This window comes from Nocardia spumae (assembly GCF_020733635.1).
In the GTDB taxonomy this organism is placed as follows: Bacteria; Actinomycetota; Actinomycetes; order Mycobacteriales; family Mycobacteriaceae; genus Nocardia; species Nocardia spumae.
The window spans coordinates 634,737-652,833 of sequence record NZ_JAJFZL010000001.1; the positions used below are offsets into that span (position 1 = coordinate 634,737).

17 protein-coding genes and 1 riboswitch are annotated in these 18,097 nt (G+C 68.6%); of the genes, 7 read left to right on the plus strand and 10 right to left on the minus strand.

Features of this window, described 5'->3' with window-relative positions; translation table 11 throughout:
• The first annotated feature begins 51 nt into the window (after nucleotides 1-51).
• Nucleotides 52-1,146, plus strand: coding sequence for an FUSC family protein (locus LKD76_RS02640; protein WP_227979328.1), 1,095 nt, complete (start codon nucleotides 52-54; stop codon nucleotides 1,144-1,146).
• A 317-nt stretch (nucleotides 1,147-1,463) separates the two neighbouring features.
• Here the strand turns inward: LKD76_RS02640 and LKD76_RS02645 are convergent, their stop codons facing one another.
• Together LKD76_RS02645 and LKD76_RS02650 are read right to left on the minus strand one after the other, a co-directional pair.
• Entirely contained in the window at nucleotides 1,464-2,246 is a 783-nt protein-coding gene (locus LKD76_RS02645) for a site-2 protease family protein (RefSeq protein ID WP_227979329.1), read from the minus strand.
• Between the two features lie 51 nt (nucleotides 2,247-2,297).
• Nucleotides 2,298-2,957, minus strand: coding sequence for a hypothetical protein (locus tag LKD76_RS02650; protein ID WP_227979330.1), 660 nt, complete (start codon nucleotides 2,955-2,957; stop codon nucleotides 2,298-2,300).
• Nucleotides 2,958-3,266: 309 nt separating this feature from the next.
• Here LKD76_RS02650 and LKD76_RS02655 point away from each other — a divergent pair, with 309 nt between their 5' ends.
• Complete coding sequence (locus LKD76_RS02655) at nucleotides 3,267-4,556, plus strand: adenylosuccinate synthase (protein WP_227979331.1); 1,290 nt, start codon at nucleotides 3,267-3,269, stop codon at nucleotides 4,554-4,556.
• 103 nt (nucleotides 4,557-4,659) lie between these two features.
• On the opposite strand, the gene yczR is transcribed toward LKD76_RS02655, so the two are convergent.
• Nucleotides 4,660-6,150: a MocR-like transcription factor YczR gene (yczR, locus tag LKD76_RS02660; protein WP_227979332.1), complete on the minus strand. Its 1,491-nt coding sequence runs from the start codon at nucleotides 6,148-6,150 to the stop codon at nucleotides 4,660-4,662.
• A gap of 62 nt (nucleotides 6,151-6,212) precedes the next feature.
• Between yczR and LKD76_RS02665 the strand changes: the two genes are divergently transcribed.
• Both LKD76_RS02665 and LKD76_RS02670 read left to right on the plus strand, forming a co-directional pair.
• Complete coding sequence (locus LKD76_RS02665; protein WP_227979333.1) at nucleotides 6,213-6,464, plus strand: hypothetical protein; 252 nt, start codon at nucleotides 6,213-6,215, stop codon at nucleotides 6,462-6,464.
• A gap of 120 nt (nucleotides 6,465-6,584) precedes the next feature.
• The gene (locus tag LKD76_RS02670) at nucleotides 6,585-7,193 is read left to right on the plus strand and encodes a methylated-DNA--[protein]-cysteine S-methyltransferase (protein ID WP_372465968.1); all 609 of its coding nucleotides are present in this window, start codon (nucleotides 6,585-6,587) and stop codon (nucleotides 7,191-7,193) included.
• Nucleotides 7,194-7,206: 13 nt separating this feature from the next.
• On the opposite strand, the gene LKD76_RS02675 is transcribed toward LKD76_RS02670, so the two are convergent.
• A complete protein-coding gene (locus LKD76_RS02675; protein WP_227979335.1) occupies nucleotides 7,207-7,830 on the minus strand; it encodes a hypothetical protein in 624 nt (207 codons plus the stop codon).
• 536 nt (nucleotides 7,831-8,366) lie between these two features.
• Nucleotides 8,367-8,726 carry a hypothetical protein gene (locus tag LKD76_RS02680; protein WP_227979336.1) on the minus strand — a complete coding sequence of 120 codons (360 nt, stop codon included), beginning with the start codon at nucleotides 8,724-8,726 and terminating at the stop codon, nucleotides 8,367-8,369.
• A 213-nt stretch (nucleotides 8,727-8,939) separates the two neighbouring features.
• On the opposite strand from LKD76_RS02680, the gene LKD76_RS02685 reads away from it, so the two are divergent.
• Nucleotides 8,940-9,371: a nitroreductase/quinone reductase family protein gene (locus LKD76_RS02685; protein WP_227979337.1), complete on the plus strand. Its 432-nt coding sequence runs from the start codon at nucleotides 8,940-8,942 to the stop codon at nucleotides 9,369-9,371.
• 39 nt (nucleotides 9,372-9,410) lie between these two features.
• On the opposite strand, the gene LKD76_RS02690 is transcribed toward LKD76_RS02685, so the two are convergent.
• The 5 genes from LKD76_RS02690 to LKD76_RS02710 all read right to left on the minus strand — a co-directional run bounded on the left by LKD76_RS02690 (nucleotide 9,411) and on the right by LKD76_RS02710 (nucleotide 16,699).
• Complete coding sequence (locus LKD76_RS02690) at nucleotides 9,411-12,023, minus strand: helix-turn-helix transcriptional regulator (protein WP_227979338.1); 2,613 nt, start codon at nucleotides 12,021-12,023, stop codon at nucleotides 9,411-9,413.
• 227 nt (nucleotides 12,024-12,250) lie between these two features.
• On the minus strand, nucleotides 12,251-13,081 hold the full coding sequence (locus LKD76_RS02695) for a hypothetical protein (RefSeq protein WP_227979339.1): 831 nt from the start codon (nucleotides 13,079-13,081) through the stop codon (nucleotides 12,251-12,253).
• A gap of 97 nt (nucleotides 13,082-13,178) precedes the next feature.
• Complete coding sequence (locus LKD76_RS02700; RefSeq protein ID WP_227979340.1) at nucleotides 13,179-14,276, minus strand: CaiB/BaiF CoA transferase family protein; 1,098 nt, start codon at nucleotides 14,274-14,276, stop codon at nucleotides 13,179-13,181.
• Nucleotides 14,277-14,382: 106 nt separating this feature from the next.
• On the minus strand, nucleotides 14,383-15,246 hold the full coding sequence (locus tag LKD76_RS02705) for an amidohydrolase family protein (protein WP_227979341.1): 864 nt from the start codon (nucleotides 15,244-15,246) through the stop codon (nucleotides 14,383-14,385).
• A 49-nt stretch (nucleotides 15,247-15,295) separates the two neighbouring features.
• Nucleotides 15,296-16,699, minus strand: a complete 1,404-nt coding sequence (locus LKD76_RS02710; RefSeq protein ID WP_227979342.1) for an FAD-dependent oxidoreductase — start codon at nucleotides 16,697-16,699, stop codon at nucleotides 15,296-15,298.
• Between the two features lie 271 nt (nucleotides 16,700-16,970).
• Here LKD76_RS02710 and LKD76_RS02715 point away from each other — a divergent pair, with 271 nt between their 5' ends.
• Together LKD76_RS02715 and LKD76_RS02720 are read left to right on the plus strand one after the other, a co-directional pair.
• Nucleotides 16,971-17,477, plus strand: a complete 507-nt coding sequence (locus LKD76_RS02715; RefSeq protein ID WP_227979343.1) for an Rv0361 family membrane protein — start codon at nucleotides 16,971-16,973, stop codon at nucleotides 17,475-17,477.
• A gap of 53 nt (nucleotides 17,478-17,530) precedes the next feature.
• Nucleotides 17,531-17,644, plus strand: a riboswitch (SAM riboswitch).
• Between the two features lie 18 nt (nucleotides 17,645-17,662).
• Nucleotides 17,663-18,079: a rhodanese-like domain-containing protein gene (locus tag LKD76_RS02720; RefSeq protein WP_227979344.1), complete on the plus strand. Its 417-nt coding sequence runs from the start codon at nucleotides 17,663-17,665 to the stop codon at nucleotides 18,077-18,079.
• The last annotated feature ends 18 nt before the right edge of the window (nucleotides 18,080-18,097 follow it).

The following is an 18,097-nucleotide window of genomic DNA, read 5'->3' on the forward strand; positions in this document are numbered from 1 at the left end:
TTCGCGACCGCGATCACCGTCGATTCGGTTCGCGACAGCGGTAAACAGCGCATGCGCACCAGCTGGCGGCGGTTACGCCGGTCGGCTCTCCCGATCGTTCAGTGCGCGGTCGGCGCGGCGCTGTCCTGGTTCATCGCACATCGGCTGGTGGGGCATCCGCAGCCGTTCTTCGCGCCGATGGCCGCGGTCATCTCGATCGGCGTCTCGTTCGGCGCCCGGCTGCGCCGATCGGTGGAATTGGTCGGCGGGGTGGCCGTCGGCATCGGCATCGGAGACTTCTTCATCGGCCGCGTCGGCACCGGGCCGTGGCAGATCGCGCTGGTCGTCGGCGTGGCGATGGCGACCGCGGTATTCCTCGACAAGGGTGCGGTCATCCCGATGCAGGCGGCCAGCTCCGCGGTGCTGGTCGCGACGCTCATGCCGCCGCATGTCGGCGGTGGCCTCAACCGTATGGTCGACGCGCTGGTGGGCGGGCTGGTCGGGGTCGTCGTGGTCGCGGCGATACCGCTACATCCGGTGCGCCGGGCGCGGCAGCAGGCCGCCGATATCCTCACGGTGGTCGGTTCCGCCCTGTCAGAATGCGCCGACGGCCTGCTCGAGCAGGATGCGGACAAGGTCCGCGACGCATTGCAATCCGTGCGCGGCACCCAGCCGCAGATCGACGGGTTGCGCAACGCGGTGGAGGGCGGCCGGGAGGTCAGCCGGATCTCGCCGCTGTACTGGAATTCCCGCCCGCGCCTCGAGGCGATTCGCGATGCGATCGAACCGCTCGACAACGCGGTGCGCAACACCCGAGTCCTGTTGCGGCGCGCTCTGACCCTGGTGCGGGACGACGAGATCCTCGATCCGCGCATGATCGCCGAGGTGGAGGAGCTGGGACGGGCAGTCGAGGTGGTGCGCCGCTACATGGTCGCCGAACCGGGTGAGAAACCCGACGCCGCCGAGGCCACCCGGGTGTTGCGGCGGGTCGCGAAGGGTGCCACCAAGGATCTGGTCGAGGGCGCCGGACTGTCCTCACATGTGGTCTTCGCCCAATTGCGTTCCATCGTGGTCGATCTGATGCAGGTGTGCGGGGTCAAACGGCTCTCCGCGATCGCGCTGCTGCCGCCGACCGTGCGAAACCCCTATGTGGCGCCGAAGGATTGACTCGCGCCCGGTGAAAGCGCCTGCGGTGCAGTAGTCCTGCCCGCGTACGCGGGGCGATTGCGCGCGGCTGGGGGCGACAGGCGCCGGCGATCGGGTAGTCGACTACTCGTGTGCGCCGGTCCGGCGGCTCGTAGCGTTTGTGCTGACCGCGTCGACGAGGGGTGGCGCGGTCGAGGACCTTCGTGACGATGTGATGTGCGGCCGCATTGGTGTCGGCCGCCCGAGTAGGGGGCGGGCACATCGTCACGAAGAGGGCCGCCCGGTTCCTGGTCGCCGGCGAATCGAACAGGAATCGGGCGTGCCCGCCGGTCCGGCGATCAGGTCCAGAAACGGGTCAGGTAACTGCCGAACGCGACCCATTCCGACGGCACCCCGGACAGTTCGAACACCCGGTAGACCAGGTCGAAGAAGATCCGATTCAGCTCCGGGACCCACAGGATCGCCAGCAGGAGCAGGAGTCCGAACGGCTTCACCTGGTCAAGCGAACGCCGCGTCTGATAGCTCAGCGACGGTTCCAGAATGCCGTAGCCATCGGTGCCGGGAATCGGGAGCAGATTCAGAATGGTCGCGGTGATCTGGAGGAATGCCAGGAAGCTCAGTCCGAACCAGAAGGCGGCGTGGCTCTGGCCGGATCCGGCGAAGCGGACGATCACCAGCAGCACCACCGCGCACAGCGCGTTGATCGCCGGACCGGCGGCGCTGATCGCGCGATTGGTGCGCGCGGAGAAGTTCTGCGTATTCAGATAGACCGCGCCGCCGGGCAGGGCGAAACCACCCAGCGCGATGAACAGGATCGGCAGCCCGATCGACAACAGCGGATGACTGTATTTGACCGGGTTCAGCGTCAGATATCCGCGCATCTGCACTTCGCGGTCGCCGGCTCGCCACGCGGTGTAGGCGTGGCCGAATTCGTGCAGGCAGACACTGAGGATCCAGCCCGCCACCACGAAGACGAACACTCCGGCCTTGGCCCGGGTGGACAGCGGGTCGGCGTCCCAGGCCAGCGCCCCGCCCAGGGCGGTGACGACGACGATCAGCAGGAATACCGGACTCGGCCGGACGGCGTGGCGGCGATCCCAGACGCCCGGACGATCAGCCATATCGGACCTCACCGAACGCGACGGCGCCGGGACACGCCCGGGGCGAACTACTCATCGAACCAGCAGCCAGGGCTCGTGATGGCGGTAGAAGCTCGACCGCGGCACGGTCCGGTCGGTGGCGATGCCGTCGCGCGTCACCACGGCCCCGGGTGACCCGAGCTGCACCGCGCGGCCGGCCACCCAGCGTCGCTTACCCCAGCCGCGCTGTACGGTCGCCCGCACGCCGGGCATGTCCAGGGTCGGTGAGACATGCAGCGCCCCAACCTTTCCGGTGAACAGCCGGACCTCGTCGACGTAGGCCTCGCCCTCGAGTTTGGCGCCGTCGCGCCCGGTGATCGTGGCCCGCCCGACCAGTACGGTGCCGGTGTCGTCGCGGATCAGCGGGGTCGGCTCGGGGCGGCCGTCGAGCGCGAGTTTGGCGGCGTGTGACCCGGTCCCGGTCTGATAGGCCCGGGAACCGTAGGTGCGGTCCACCGGCACGTAGCCGATCTCCACGCTCAGTCGTTCGGTCCGCAGCAGATGGGTCAGGACGGCGGCCAGGCCGGCGTCCTCACCGAGCACGATCAGACGCGGCCGGTTGTCGGCGGCCAGCACCGGAAGCAGTTCGTCCAGTTCGTCGGTATCCGGAATGGCGGTGGTCTGGGTCGTCGGCAGCGACGCGAGCGCGATGGGTACGGGGGCGCCGTTGCAGCGGAGAACATGAGTACTCAACTGCCGAACACCCTCCTCGAACCTGCCAACTCGATCGCCCTCGCTGCCGTTCGGGCGCATCTTCCGACACGCCTCCGCAGGCCACTGTAATCGGCTCCGGCGGTTGGTGCGCCCTCCGCGGTGCCCAGCCCGGGGCCGTGGATGAATGCCGGTCGGCCGGTTTTCCACGCCGAGTGAACGGTTGCGATGTCAGGTGGCTCGCCTCGGCACAATCGGTGTCCACTAGACTGACCCCCCGGCCACCGCCTCGGAAACGGCAGGTAGCTGCAGTATCACCCGTGCTGCGTGTCGAAACCGTAGGAGATTCCCATGCCGGCAATCGTGCTTATCGGCGCCCAGTGGGGCGACGAGGGTAAGGGCAAGGCCACCGATCTGCTCGGCGGCCGCGTGCAATGGGTGGTCCGATACCAGGGTGGTAACAATGCGGGTCACACCGTGGTTCTGCCCAATGGTGACAACTTCGCGCTGCATCTGATCCCGTCGGGCATTCTCACCCCGGGCGTGACGAATGTGATCGGCAACGGTGTCGTCATCGATCCGGGTGTGCTGCTCGACGAACTGGCCGGACTGGAAGAGCGCTCGGTGGACACCTCCCGGCTGCTGCTCTCCGCGGACGCGCATCTGATCATGCCGTATCACGTGGCCATCGATAAGGTCACCGAACGCTTCCTGGGCAACAAGAAGATCGGCACCACCGGGCGCGGTATCGGCCCCTGCTATCAGGACAAGGTCGCTCGCGTCGGTGTCCGGGTCGCCGATGTGCTGGACGAGAAGATCCTCACCCAGAAGGTCGAAGCCGCACTGGAATTCAAGAACCAGGTGCTGGTGAAGATCTACAACCGCCGCGCGCTGGAGCCGCAGCAGGTGGTCGACGAGGTGCTGGCGCAGGCCGAGGGCTTCAAACACCGCATCAGCGATACCCGGCTGCTGCTCAACCAGGCGCTGGAGCAGGGGGAGACGGTACTGCTGGAGGGGTCGCAGGGCACGCTGCTCGATGTCGACCACGGCACGTACCCGTATGTGACCTCGTCCAACCCGACCTCCGGCGGCGCGGCGGTCGGCGCGGGCGTGGGACCCAACAAGATCACCGCGGTGCTCGGCATCCTCAAGGCCTACACCACCCGTGTCGGATCCGGCCCGTTCCCGACCGAATTGTTCGACCAGTCCGGCGAATACCTCGCCAAGACCGGCGGCGAGGTCGGCGTCACCACCGGCCGCGCCCGCCGCACCGGCTGGTTCGACGCGGTGATCGCCCGCTACGCCACCCGGGTCAACGGCATCACCGACTACTTCCTCACCAAGCTCGACGTGCTGTCGAGCCTGGACCGCGTCCCGATCTGCGTGGCCTACGAGATCGACGGCGAACGCGTCGAGCAGATGCCCACCACCCAAACCGAATTCCACCACGCCAAGCCGATCTACGAGGAGATGCCCGGCTGGTGGGAGGACATCTCCGGGGCCCGCACGTTCGAGGATCTGCCCGCCAACGCGCGTGCGTACGTGCAACGGCTGGAGGAACTCTCGGGCGCGCGGGTGTCCTGCATCGGCGTGGGTCCGGGACGCGACGAGACGATCGTGCGCCACGACGTCCTGGGCTAGTCCGCCGCCCGGGTCATCTCGCCACTTCCGGCATTCGATCACCGGCGTCCCGCTTTCTGGCGTCGGTTCAGGACCCGGAACGCGGTGCCCGGGGACCGAGATCTCAGTAGCAGGTCAGCGGGGCCAGGGGTTCGGCGGCGTGCGGAGTCAGTGACGCATAGGTCGCGGCGATCGATTTCACCGCCAGGCGGAGATCGGATTCGTTGTGGGTGAACGGGATTCGGAGGAATCGTTCGAAAGCACCCTGGACGCCGAAGCGGGGACCGGCGGCGAGCAGTACACCGTGATTGGGGGCGGTGGCGGCCAGCGCGGTGGAGACGGGCGCGGGAAGCTGCACCCAGATCGACATACCGCCGCGGCCGGGACTGACCTGCCAATCGGGCAGCTCCTCGGACAGGGCGTCGAGCAATGCGGTCCGGCGGCTGTGCAATTGGTCGCGGCGCTGTTCGAGAATGGTGTCGGCGTGCTCGAGGAGATAGCCGGTGGCCAGCTGATCCATCACCGGGGTGCCGAGGTCCACGGTGGAGCGGGTGCCGAGCAGTTTGGTGATCAGCGCCTGATTGGCGCGAATCCAGCCGACGCGCAGGCCGCCCCAGAACGACTTGGAGGCCGAACCGATCGTGACGATCTCCGAGCCGCGCGCGAAAGCCGCTGCGGGCGGCGGGGTTTCGCCGTCCAGCTGCTGATCGACCATGGATTCGTCGACAATCACGGTCATTCGGGTCTCCCGCGCGATCGCCGCGAGTTCCGCCCGCGCGGCGGCGCTCATCAGCAATCCGGTCGGATTGTTGAAATCGGGCACCAGATAGGCGGTGCTGGCAGCGGTTTGCCGTGCCGCGCTGCGGATTCCGTCCAGATCCCACGCCGCCTCCGGATGTTCGGGCCGCAACGGGACCGGCACCGGGCGGGCGCCGACATCGCGAATCGCTTCGATCGCGTTGGGGTAGGTGGGATGGTCGATCAGAACCCGTTCGGCGGGCGCGGTCAGCACATTGAGCAGCAGCCGGAGTCCGTGCTGGGCGCCGAGGGTCACCAGGATCTGATCCGGATCGGTGGGCAGGCCGCGGTCGGTGTAGCGGCGGGCGAGCATCTCGCGCAGCGGAAGTACGCCGACCGGATCCATGCCGTGGGTGCCGAGGTAGAGCGGAAGGCCTTGCAGTGCGGCGGAATACGCATCGGTCATCTGGGGCGGCGCGGACATCGCGGCATAGGTGAGATCGACGGTGGGCTGCGCACTCGGTGACATCACCGCCAGGATGCTGCGCGCCGGTTTGCTTCCGTCGTGTACGACGTCCGAGGGCAGCGCCACGGTGCTGCGCGAGCCCTGCCGGCTGATCAGATAGCCGTGTTCGCGCAGCAGCGCGTACGCCGAGGTGACGGTGGTGCGACTGACGCCGAGAGCGGTGGCCAGATCGCGTTCGCTGGGCAGTGCGATGCCTAGCGGCGCCCGGCCGTCGTGGATCAGCAGACGGATGCTCTCGGCCAGAGCCAGATAGGCCGGCCGGGCACCGCGTCGGGCCGTGGCCGCCTCGTCCTGACGCCAGCGACCCAGATCGCGGGTGAGGGTGGCCGCACTGATCACGCGTATCGCCATAAAGGCCAGTATTACGACAGTGGCTATTTGATTCAAGTCCAGCTGCGCGGAGAGTGAACGGTATGTTCTCCGGTATCGCCACTGTCCTGACCGTCGCGATCGTCCTCGCCGCCGCCTACCGCTACGCCGCGGGGCCCGGGCGGCACGTGGTCGAACGGTTCGACCGCTATCCGCCGCACGCACCCATGTCGGACTGGCCGGCGCTGGGTGACCTGCCCGGACGGGTCGCGCCGCGGGGACTCGCGGTGCTGCGCACCCGGCAGGTCTGCGCCGGTGACCGCCGGATTCCGATGCGTCCGACCGAGGTACGGTGACGCCGACCGGTAGCGACGGCTACGGCGCGTCGTTCGGTCGGTCCAGTTCGTCGGAACTGGACTTCGCGGGGCGGAATTGTCGGTGGCACGGTGCAGACTGGTGGCATGCCCGCCAGCGAGATGTCCGTGGTGTCGGTGACCGAATTCGATACCGCGATCGGCCGATGCGCGATGGCCTGGACCGAGGGCGCCGTGGTGCGGTTCCAACTACCAGAACTCGCCCGTTCGGGGCGGGCGCCCGGGCAGACGCCGGGCGATGCGGGTCCGCGGGAGTTCTCCGCCTTCACCACCGGCATGCTGCGCCGCGGTGTCGGCTCGATTCCGGCCGAGCGGGTGCGGCATGCCGAGCCGGACGGTGCGATGGCCGAGGTGATCGCTGCTGTTCGGGCACATCTGAGCGGTGAGCTGGACGCGTTGCGCTGGATCGGGGTGGACTATCGAGCCCAGCCGGAATTCCATCGCGCGGTCTACGACGTCACCCGCGCCATCGATCCGGGGCACACCCTGACCTACGGCGAGGTCGCGGCGCGGATCGGCGCACCCGGCGCGGCCCAAGCGGTGGGACAGGCCCTGGGCCGCAACCCGATTCCGCTGATCGTGCCCTGTCACCGCGTCCTGGCGGCCGATCACGGCCTGCACGGATTCTCCGCACCGGGCGGCATCGCCACCAAGGCCCGGCTACTGGAGATCGAACGAACCTCGGGGTTCGGGGAACCGATGTTGTTCTGAGCGAGTGATTCGCTCAGATCGCGGTGCCGACAGCGGCACCGACCACACCGCCGGCGACGCCACCCACAACCGCACCCGCTGCCGCGGCGGGCAGGCCCAGCGCGGCAGCGCCGATCGCGGCTCCCGCCGCGGTCCCGACCGGAATACCCGCGACAGTCGGCGCCGCGACGGTCGTACCGATCGCCCCGCCCACGACACCGCCGACCACGGCGAGCGGCACACCCGCCACGGTCGCGCCGATCGCCGCACCCGTGGCCGCACCCGCGATCGTCGCGCCGGCGATCTTGTCGGAACGGCTGGGATTGATACCCACCGAGTTGAAGCCGGTGGCGATAGCCGCCTCGGTTTCGGCGGCGGTGGTGTTGACGGTATCGAGGACGTCGTCGGAAACCTGGTCCGGCGCCGGCGTGCTGAAGTCACCCATGCGCAGCGTGCGCGGCGGCGGCGCGATCGGGGCCACCGGGGCGACCGGCTGGGGTGCGTGCAACTGGTTGAACTGCACCGGCGGCGCGGGCTGCTGCGGCTTCGGCACGGCCCGGAAGTTCTCCGGGACAACGTAATCCGGAGCCGGGGGTACCAACTCCGGTGGCCTGGGCGCCGTCACGCCGGGCTGAGCCAGCCCCGGAGTGTGCGACATCAGCCGATCCGAGGGATGTGACACCACACCGGGCTGGACCGGGGTGGAGGTCGGCGGCTGCGGGCGCGAGTTGTTCTCCGTGCCCGGCGCCGGCAGGTGTGAGGTGCTCGGCGCACTGCTGTGACCGGAGTCGTTGCTGCTCGTGGGCGCGGCGCTGTGAGAGCCGGACGCGGAACTGTCCTCGGACGAGTGGGTACACGCCGTCACGAATGCCAATGGGATCGTTCCGATTACCAATGCGCGTCGCGCCGCGCGGAACTGTTGCATTCGGTGTCGACCGGCCACGTTCGAACACACCACCTTTGGATAGCGCTGTACAGCGATCCCCCGCCTGCGGTGGGAATCCCCCGGCGGCCGAGCGGCCACCCTTCGGGCCGAAGCTTAGTGGCTGCGCGACGAATCGCAAATCGGCGCCCGTGAGCGCGGCACGGGCGGCGAGACAAGGGATCTCGCCGACGCGGCCGGTACGGAACGCGGAAAACGCTTGCGTATGAAAGGGTTTCGCGCGACGCGCGCGACAGAGTGGTGGAAGCGTTCTAGTGGTGCTCCGCCTCCGGTGCGAGAGCGCCGCCGAGACCTTCGGTGGCCCGGTTGACCCCGTCGACCACGGCATCCGGAACGGCGTCCGGAACCGGGGCGCTGAATTCGCCGATGCGGACGGAGCGCGGCGCCGGGTCCTGCTTCTTCTCCTCCGGCTTCGGATTCGAGCGCGGCGCCGACCGCGGTGCGGGCGCCTGTTGCGGTGCGGCCGAATGCAATTCCGCCGGCTGATCGGAGGGGGACGGGACATCGGGCTTGGTGACGCCGGGCTGCACGGGCCCGGCGGTGGCCGTACCGGCGACCCCGAGTGCGAATACGAACGGCACCGCCGCGACCGCGACGCGAATCGCGGCCACCCTGTATCGACTTCGACGCATCACGCCGAGCACCATCCCTCGTCAGCTTTCGGGCAGTCGCCGCTACCTGCGGCCGCCGTCAGCATCGTAATCGACGCGAGGCCCCCCGTGCAGGGGTGAACTTTCCGGGGCCGCGGGTCCGACCGTGGTCGCAACTGCCGCCCATCCCGCCGTGGGATGTGCCGAACCCCGTCGAGGACTACCGTGGACACCATGACCACGCCGTCCTCATCGTCGCGTGATATCCGCCGCCGCCTCGCGGCCCCGTTCCAGCGCTGGGTCGCCAACCCGGTCGGCCGGCGCGTCGCCCCCTATTTGAAGAGTCAGGCGGTCCTGGAGACCGTCGGGCGCACCAGCGGTCTCCCGCGTCGCACGCCGATCGGCGGCAAGCTGGACGGATCCTCGTACTGGTTCGTCTCCGAATTCGGCCGCGGCGCCCAATATGTGCGCAATATCATCGCAAATCCCGAGGTGCGCTTGCAGATTCGCGGCACCTGGCACACCGGCACAGCGGTGCTACTCGATGAGGACGATCCGCGGGCACGCCTGCGGAAGCTCCCCCGGATCAACAGCGCGGCGGTTCGCACCATCGGATCGAACCTCCTCACCATCCGCGTGGATCTCGATCCGCCGACTCCTCGATAACTGTCGTCGGCACATCGAGGTGAGGTTCCACCGACCGCGTCAGCGCTGCTCACCGCGCGGTGGCTCACCGCGCATCAGATCGGCCAGAGCCTCGCGATCGGTGACATCGAGCTTCATACAGGCGCGGTAGAGATGTCCCTCGACGGTGCGTACCGACACCGTGAGCCGATCCGCGATCTGCCGGTTACTCAGCCCCGCCGCAACCAGATTCGCGATCTCACGTTCGCGCGCGGTCAGCGGTAGCGGCTGCGCGGATTGCCGCAGCGCGGGGGTACTGGCTCCGCCACAGGCCGCGGCCAGCCGATTGGCGGTGGCCGCCGATTCGAGCAGCCGGCGCCGATCACCGCGTCGCTCGTGCACCGAGGCGGCCTGCGCGGCGGCGTCGGCGGCCGACAGCAGCACCCCCATCCGCTCGAATTCCGCTGCGGCCTTGTCCAATCCGGGACCGTCCTGCGAGGCGACCGCCACCGCGTGCCGCGATTGCACCTGCACCAGCGCGCCATCGATGCGGGCGGCCAGATCGGCCAGTCGCCCCGCGACCGCGCGGTCGCCGAACCGCGCGGCGGTATGCAGGGCCAGGGCCTCGATCGCGTGCTGATGAGAGCGGGCGGCGGCGTCGGCGGCGCCGATGGCCAGCCGTACGGCCGGGGCGACCGTACCCTCCGCGGCGGCTTGCCAGGCCCGCGCGATCTCGAGCTGTGGTTCGTAGACCGCGCTGTGCCGCCCACCGCGCTGCCGGGCCTCGGCGATGGTCTCGGCGGCCTCCGCGGCCCGGCCCATCGCCGAATACGCCTCGGCCAGACGGATTCGCGCCGGGAACATCCACGCGGCCGCGCCCTCGGCCGTCAGGGCCGCGAGCGCCTGTTCCAGATTCTCCACGCCGTCGGGAAAGCGGCCCTGCGCCACATCGACGGTGCCCTGCAGAATTTTCGACAGCCCCCACGCCAGATACTGACCGGGCGCGGAGTAGCCGAAATAGCCGGAGGCACAGCGGCGTGCGGCCTCCAGTTCACCGGTGAAGGTAAGCGACAGCACCTCCGCGTGCGCGGACATGAACCTGGTCGGGCCGTCGACCTGCTCCTCGACCTGATGGCCGCGCAGAGTGTATTCGCGGGCGGCCGCACCGCGTCCCATCAGGGCCAGCGCCAGACCGCCGCCGAAGGATGCCCACCACACCGCCCAAGCGGGGGCGTCGGGGGTGGACATGACCTGTTCCGCATCGAGGAAGGCCTGCTCCAAGAGATTTTCGTTCACCTCGCACGCGGACGCCAAGCCCTGCAACGTCAATGCGATCTTGGGGTGGCGCACCCGGTCGCGGACCAGGGCCAGCACCTCATCGGCCCGATCCGCATCGCCCATGGCCCACAACAGATTCGAGACCCGGGTGCTGCCCCAGCGGGCCAGCTGCACCTCGTTCAGCTGGTCGGGATCGAAACTGGCCAGGGTGCGCTCGGCCTCGATGCGATGGCCCTGCCACAGCAATGCCCGCGCGAGCAGATCCGCCGATTCCACACCACCGCGTCGTTCGACGGCCGCCCGCGCGAATCGTTCACCGAGCGGAATGTTCGCCAGGCCTATGGCATCGGCGGCGGCCGCCTCGAACAGTTCCAGATCGGCGGATTTGTCACTGTCCAAAGCCAATTCGGCGAGCCGGATCCGGTCGGAGGCGGATTTTATGGGCCGCTCGCGCAGTGACGAGTACAACCGCCCGCGCAGGCGGCGCGCCGAGGCGATCCCGAGCCGTCGCCGGATCACCTCACCGAACAGCGGATGGTTGTAGCGCACCAGCAGTTGGTGGCCGTTCTCGACAATTCTGATGACACCACGGGTTTCGGCCTGTTCGACCGCATCCTCACCGGCGAGTTCGGCCAGCACGTCGAGGTCGATCGGTTCACAGAAGGTGAGCAGTTCCAGGACCCGCAGCACCGATTCCGGCAGTTGCTCGACGCGATCCTCCAGCAGCGCCGCCAATTCCGAGGTGACCGCGGCGCGTCCCCGCAACTGCCATACACCGTTGACCTGGCGCAGGGTACCGGCCTCCAGCGCGCCCTCCACCAGATGCCGCAGGAACAGCGCGTTACCGCCCGAGGATTCCCACATCAGATTGGCGGTGAAGCCCTCGAGTTGACCACCCAGCATGGATTCGACGAGTTCGACGCTCTGCCGCTCGGTGAACGGGCTGAGGTCGATGCGCAGCAGATGACCGTCCTTCCACAGCGAGGTCACCGCATCCGGCACCTGTACTCCGCTGCGCACGGTGCAGACGATCCGGGCGGCCTTGTCGATAGCCAACTGCAGCAACAGGGTTGCCGAGAGCTGATCGAGCAGATGGGCGTCGTCCACGCCGATGATGGTGTCGCCGTCGGCCAGCAGCGCCTCGCGGGCGGCGGCCATGAACGTGACCGGATCGTGTGCGGTGTACACACCGACCATATGGGCGAAAACGCCGAGCGGAATACTGCGTGCGGATTCCGTGCCGGCCACCCAGCGCACGTGCTCGCCCACCGCGGCGGTCGCCTGTCTGGCGAGGGTGGTCTTGCCCACGCCCGCGTCGCCGGTCAGAATCGCGCCGACGTATTCGGGGCCGGTCAGAGCGGCGCGAATCGACCCCAGTTCGCCACCGCGCTCGATCATCGGCCAGTTTCGAGCCATGAAATTACTGTAATGCCTCGCTTTTGCGGGTGGGTGACGGTGAAGACCGAACGGACGCAACCGGATCCGGCGGGGTATGCCCGGATGCTATGAGATCGGCCGGTGAGAGGGCCTTCGGCGCGGTCGGCGGAGCCCGCGGCCGCGCGGTGAGCTCGATGTGCGCGGGTCCGGTCGCGGCGGGTCCGGTCGCGGCGGGCCCGGGCGAGTCGGATGCCGGTGGCCGGCGGTCACGACGGCGGCGTCGACTCCTCCGGGGTGGGCGTCGGGACCTGCGCGGGTGGCGGTGCGACGGCCTGCGTGGGTTGTGCCGCGGGGTCGGCGACCTGCTCCGGGGGCGGGGCGTACGGCGGGGGAGCGGCGGCCGGCTGCGGGGCCACGGCCAGCGGTACGGCCGGCTGCGGGGCGACACCGGCGGGTGCCGGGTAGGCACCGGGCTGGAACGGTGCGGCATAGGGGGCGACCGGCTGCGGCGCGTATCCGTACTGCGGGTACCCGGATTGTGGTGCGACGGTCTGCGGAGGCAGCCATTGCGTGCCCGGACCCGGTGGGTAGGCCGGTGCGGACCAGGGTGCGGCGGCCGCGGGGTGGGTGGTGCCGGTCCGGACCGGGAGGAACAGTACGACGACGGCGACGAGAACCGGGATCGGCAGGACGGTCAGCCAGATCTCGTGATCCACCAGATAGCCGAATCCGTCCCAGTGGACGACGCCCCACAGTGTCCCGACCGTGCTCAGCGACAGCGCTCCGCCACCGAAGAGCGCGATCATCCGGGCGGTGGACGAGGCGGCCCCCTTGACCATCACGAGGATCGCCCCGACCACGGCGACGATGGCGCACAACAGAAGGGGGATGCTGCCGACGACGGAGGCGTCCCAGCAGGCCCGGACGCTCGTCCCGACGGCGGCCACGATCAGGGCGATGCCGCCGACGACATCGAGCGGTGACCGATGGACGGCACCGGCCGGGCGCGCGGGCGGCCCCCACTGCGTGCCCGGCTGCGGCGCCCACCCCGGCATCGGCTGCGGCGCCTGCGGAACCCCCGGATACGGATTGCCCATCGGTCGAACTCCCCCCTCGAAAGACTGCGGAACCCGAGCATCGTACGAAACCCGGGCGGCGGGCGCAGGGCGATTCGCCCGGCGCCCGCTCGAGCGGTCAGTTCGTCCAGACCTCGTCGATCGAGGTGGCGGCCGAGGGCGGCGGGGTGGGGGTCGGGCCCTGGGTCCGGGAGAACCGCGGCGCCGGCGCGTGCTGGACCACGCCGTCGATCTCCACGAGGGATTCGCGGGCGACGATATGCCCGTTCGCGGTGGCCTCGGTGAAGGTCAGCACCGGGGTGCAGCAGGCGTCGGTGCCATCGAAGATCGCGGCCCACTCGTCGCGGGTCCTGGTCTTGAACTTGTCGGTGAACAACGTGCGCAGTTGATCCTGCCCGTTCGGGTCGATCTGCGCGGGCAGGCCCTCCGGATCGATCTCGAGGCCCTTCAGCAGTTCCGCGTAGAACTGCGGTTCGATACAGCCGACGGCCATGTACTTCCCGTCGGAAGTCTCGTAGGTGTCGTAGAACGCCATACCGGTGTCGAGCAGGTTGGTGCCGCGCTCGTCGGACCACAGGCCCATACCGCGCATTCCCCAGATCATGTGCGACAGCGAGAGCGCGCCGTCGATCATCGCGGCGTCGATCACCTGGCCCTTACCCGAAATCGAGCGTTCCACCAGGGCGGAGAGCACACCCATCACCAGGAACATGGAACCGCCGCCGAAGTCGCCGACCATGTTCAGCGGCGGCACCGGGCGCTCGCCCTTGCGGCCGATGGCATTCAGCACACCGGTCAGCGAGATGTAGTTGATGTCGTGCCCGGCGCGATCGGCCAGCGGGCCGAACTGTCCCCAGCCGGTCATCCGGCCGTAGATCAGGCGCGGATTGCGCTCGAGGGCGGTGTCCGGGCCCAAGCCCATCCGCTCGGTGACGCCGGGCCGGAACCCCTCGAGCAGCACATCGGCCTTCTCGACCAGGCCGAGCACCTTCTCGATATCGGCGGGATCCTTCAGATTCGCCTCCACGATGGTGCGGCCCCGCCACTGCGGCCGTTCCATGAATCCCGGCATCATGCCCGGCCGCTGCACTCGCACCACATCGGCGCCCAGGTCGGCCAGCAGCAGTGCCGCATGCGGTCCCGGGCCGATTCCGGCCAGCTCAACAACCTTGATGCCCGCGAGCGGGCCGTGCCCGGTGGTGGATGAAGTGCTCACGCCCTACCTCGGTTCGTCGATCCTGCGACCGGCGGCGCGCGCCGGTGTTGACGCTACGACAATAAGTGGTGGATGTGACGCACGGCATCCGGGTCGGCCGTGTGCGCTATTCGATGATGCGCAGCGGCCGGGTCCGGTCCGGTTGTGGCAGTTCCGACCGGTGCAGTCGCAGCGTCGGCGATTCCACGCGGGGCATCGGCAGTGTCGGCGGCTGATCCTCGGCCGAGCGCACCGCGACCGGCAGGCGGTAGCAGGCGCGCGCGTTGTCCTCGAGCACCCGGTACATGTCCGCGCCGACCGCCCTGCCGATGATCTCGATATCGGCGTCCCGGAACGGCCGGCCCGCCCGATTTCCGGGCAGATCCGAGCCGAACATCAGCGCACCGGGGTTGACCGCGTGTACCCGTCGCATCGCCGACTCCACATCCATCGCCACCCGGCCGAATCCCGACGCCTTCACCCGGGCGCCCCGATCGACGAGGTTCAGCAGATAGGGCAGGCAGTCGTCGGACATGCCCATGTGGTCGATGGACAGCGCCGGGAGTTTGGAGATCACCGGTTCCAGCGAACCCAGCATCGACCCGTCGATGTAGAGCTCCACATGCCAGCGCGCCAGTTCGTAGGCGCGCAGGGCCTGCATGGTCAGCGTGACGATGTCGACCGCTGCTCGCTTCAGGTTGAACCGGATGGCGCGCACACCGGCACGATCGAGCGCCAGGATCTGTTCGTCGGTGACATCCGGCGGCAGATTGATCACGCCGACCCAGTTCGGCCCGAGTTCGGCCAGTGCCGCGATCATGAAGGTGGAGTCGGCGCCCTGGAAGGACGCACTCACCACCGCACCACCGTCGACATCGAAGTGCGCCATGCGCTTTCGATAGTCGCCGATGGTGTACGGCTCCGGCAGGTAGCCCTGATTCTCGACCAGCGGATACCGCGGGTCGATGATGTGAACGTGTGAATCGAACACGTGATCAGCATGCCTCAGGTCGGTGACGAATGCGGATCGGGTGTGAAGTTCAGACCTTGTGCGGCTCGCTGGCGCGCAGCATGTCCTCGCGCTCGACGACCTTGACCCGCTCACGGCCCTCGGGCTCGCCGAGTGCGCGCTCGTGGGCGTCGAGGCGGTACCAACCGGCCCAGGTGGTGAACGGGATGCCCCGCTCCTCCAGGAACTTCACGACCGCTTCCGGATCGGGTTCGGCGGCGGGGGTGAAGGTGGCGGCGTCGTCGATCAGGCAGGCGATGGTCTCGTTGGCGTCACCCTTGGTGTGGCCGATGAGACCGACCGGGCCGCGCTTGATCCAGCCGGTGACGTAGGTCTGCGGCAGGTAGCGGGCGGCGCCGTCGGCGCCCTCGTCGATCAGGACGCGCCCGGCCTCGTTGGGAACGGTGCCGGCCTGATCGTCGAACGGCAGCTGCGGAATGTTCTGCGACAGGTAGCCGACGGCCCGGTAGATGGCCTGGACGTCCCAGTCCTTGTGGTTACCGGTGCCCTTGACGTTGCCGGTGCCGTCGAGGGTGGTGCGCTCGGTGCGCAGACCGACCACCTTCCCGTCCTCACCCAGGACCTCGGCGGGGGATTCGAAGAAGTGCAGGAACAGCTTGTGCGGGCGTGCGCCGACGTCGCGGATGGCCCACTGCTCGAGGGTGTTGCAGACCATGTCGACCTGCTTGGAGTGGCGGCGCGCGGCCTCGGAACCCTCGTCGTAGTCGATGTCCTCGGGGTCGACGATGACCTCGATATTCGGCGAGTGGTCGAGTTCGCGCAGCTCCAGCGGGGTGAACTTGGCCTGGGCGGGACCGCGGCGGCCGAAGACGTGCACCTCGAGCGCTTTGTTGTTCTTCAGGCCCTCGTAGACGTTCGGCGGGATCTCGGTCGGCAGCAGTTCTTCGCCGGTCTTGGCCAGCACGCGGGCGACGTCGAGCGCGACGTTGCCGACACCGAGGACAGCGACCTTCTCCGCGTCCAGCGGCCAGCTGCGCGGCACATCGGGGTGGCCGTCGTACCAGGACACGAAGTCCGCGGCGCCGTAGCTGCCGTCGAGCTCGATGCCGGGCACGCCCAGCGCGCGGTCGGCGTTGGCGCCGGTGGAGAAGATCACCGCGTCGTAGAAACGACGCAGGTCGTCGAGGTTGATGTCGCTGCCGTAGTCGATATTGCCGAGCAAGCGGACCTGCGGCTTGTCGAGCACCTTGTGCAGGGCGGTGATGATGCCCTTGATACGCGGGTGGTCGGGCGCGACGCCGTAGCGGATCAGGCCGAACGGGGCGGGCATGCGCTCGTAGAGATCGATGCTCGCCTCGACATCGGACTTCATCAACGCGTCGGCGGCGTAGATACCGGCCGGTCCGGCACCGACGATCGCGATGCGCAGTGGGCGGTCGCCCGCGCCGCTATTCGTTCCAGCGTGTTCGGTCATTCTTACGCGCACCCTTTGGTCGAAAACTCTCGTCAATTATCTCAGCCGTCTTTCTTAGCTTAGGCTAAGTTGACGTGCGGGCCGAGCTCCTGCCCGGCTGTTGTGGCGCCGACGCCGCTTCGTTGCCGCGTGGAGCTATCCGATCCGTGCACCGGATGTGACCGGAGTTCTGGTGATTCTATCGGTGGTGTACGTCGCAGCCATTCCCGGTATCCGCGCGAAAATGCAGGCGTGATCTTCGACACTTCGACCCGCCGGTAATGATCAGGCTATGAGCGACAGCGATCCGGCACCCGAGAGCGACGGCGAATCGGCCACCCACGGCAACGGCGACTCGCGCTCACCGGGCGATGATCCGGCTACCCCGATCGATCAGCGCGACACCACGCGCTCGGCCGCCCCGTTCCTCATCGCGGCGGCCATCGCGATGATCGCCCTGATCGCGGTCGTGGTGCTCGCGATCACTCGCCCGGCTGAGAACAATCTCACAGATTCCGATCGGGTCGCGGTGGCCGCGCGCAACTTCGCCACGGCCCGAAGCGATTCCGACGCGGCTCGGCGCAAGACCACCGAATGCGCGACCTTCGACGAGAAGAAGTCGCCGCTGGGACCGGATTCGGTCGGCAAGAAGTACGACATCGCCGGCGTCGACGCGGTGAAGATCGAGGGTGACCACGCCACTGCCGCGGTGACCAGCCAGATCGACGGCCGCAAGAGCGTGGCCAACTGGAATTTCACCCGGGAGAAGGGGGTCTGGCTGGTCTGCGGGAACGCCTGATTCCTGATCGACAGGTTTGACAATCGGGCCTGTGACCAGGCATTCTCGGTTCAGGTCATGAGTACCAGCGGTAAGCCCCGGCTCGCTGGTCGGCAACCCTCCTCCGCGGTGGGGTGCTCCGGGTGACGACCTGGCCGCTGTCCGACCGGACACGGCAAGTGCGGATTCTGTAGGAGGTTCGACAAGTGAGCTACGCCGGTGACATCACGCCTGGACAGGCGTGGGAGCTGTTGCGCGACAATCCCGATGCGGTGCTGGTGGATGTGCGCACCGAAGCGGAATGGCGATTCGTCGGCGTGCCCGACACCACCTCGATCGACCGGCCGACGGCGCTGATCGAATGGGTCGATTTCGGCGGGGCGCCCAATCCCGATTTCGTGGCGCAGCTGAAGCAGATCCTGGCCGATCGCGTCGGCGAGGCCCCGGTGATCTTCCTGTGCCGGTCCGGGCAGCGCTCGATCGGCGCGGCCACCGCGGCCACGGCAGCCGGATTCGCACCCTCCTACAACGTGCTGGAGGGTTTCGAGGGGCCGCTGGACGCCGACGGACATCGCGGCGGCGCGGGGTGGCGCGCACTCGGTCTGCCATGGCGGCAGTCGTGAGCAGCGTCCGCACAGGTA

What these genes read in the sequence shown, in the direction of transcription:
- LKD76_RS02640 (WP_227979328.1), top strand. Translation starts at nt 52, where the DNA reads ATGCGCACCAGCTGGCGGCGGTTACGCCGGTCGGCTCTCCCGATCGTT.
- LKD76_RS02645 (WP_227979329.1), bottom strand. Translation starts at nt 2,246, where the DNA reads ATGGCTGATCGTCCGGGCGTCTGGGATCGCCGCCACGCCGTCCGGCCG.
- LKD76_RS02655 (WP_227979331.1), top strand. Translation starts at nt 3,267, where the DNA reads ATGCCGGCAATCGTGCTTATCGGCGCCCAGTGGGGCGACGAGGGTAAG.
- yczR (WP_227979332.1), bottom strand. Translation starts at nt 6,150, where the DNA reads ATGGCGATACGCGTGATCAGTGCGGCCACCCTCACCCGCGATCTGGGT.
- LKD76_RS02665 (WP_227979333.1), top strand. Translation starts at nt 6,213, where the DNA reads ATGTTCTCCGGTATCGCCACTGTCCTGACCGTCGCGATCGTCCTCGCC.
- LKD76_RS02670 (WP_372465968.1), top strand. Translation starts at nt 6,585, where the DNA reads ATGTCCGTGGTGTCGGTGACCGAATTCGATACCGCGATCGGCCGATGC.
- LKD76_RS02675 (WP_227979335.1), bottom strand. Translation starts at nt 7,830, where the DNA reads ATGTCGCACACTCCGGGGCTGGCTCAGCCCGGCGTGACGGCGCCCAGG.
- LKD76_RS02685 (WP_227979337.1), top strand. Translation starts at nt 8,940, where the DNA reads ATGACCACGCCGTCCTCATCGTCGCGTGATATCCGCCGCCGCCTCGCG.
- LKD76_RS02690 (WP_227979338.1), bottom strand. Translation starts at nt 12,023, where the DNA reads ATGGCTCGAAACTGGCCGATGATCGAGCGCGGTGGCGAACTGGGGTCG.
- LKD76_RS02695 (WP_227979339.1), bottom strand. Translation starts at nt 13,081, where the DNA reads ATGGGCAATCCGTATCCGGGGGTTCCGCAGGCGCCGCAGCCGATGCCG.
- LKD76_RS02710 (WP_227979342.1), bottom strand. Translation starts at nt 16,699, where the DNA reads ATGACCGAACACGCTGGAACGAATAGCGGCGCGGGCGACCGCCCACTG.
- LKD76_RS02715 (WP_227979343.1), top strand. Translation starts at nt 16,971, where the DNA reads ATGAGCGACAGCGATCCGGCACCCGAGAGCGACGGCGAATCGGCCACC.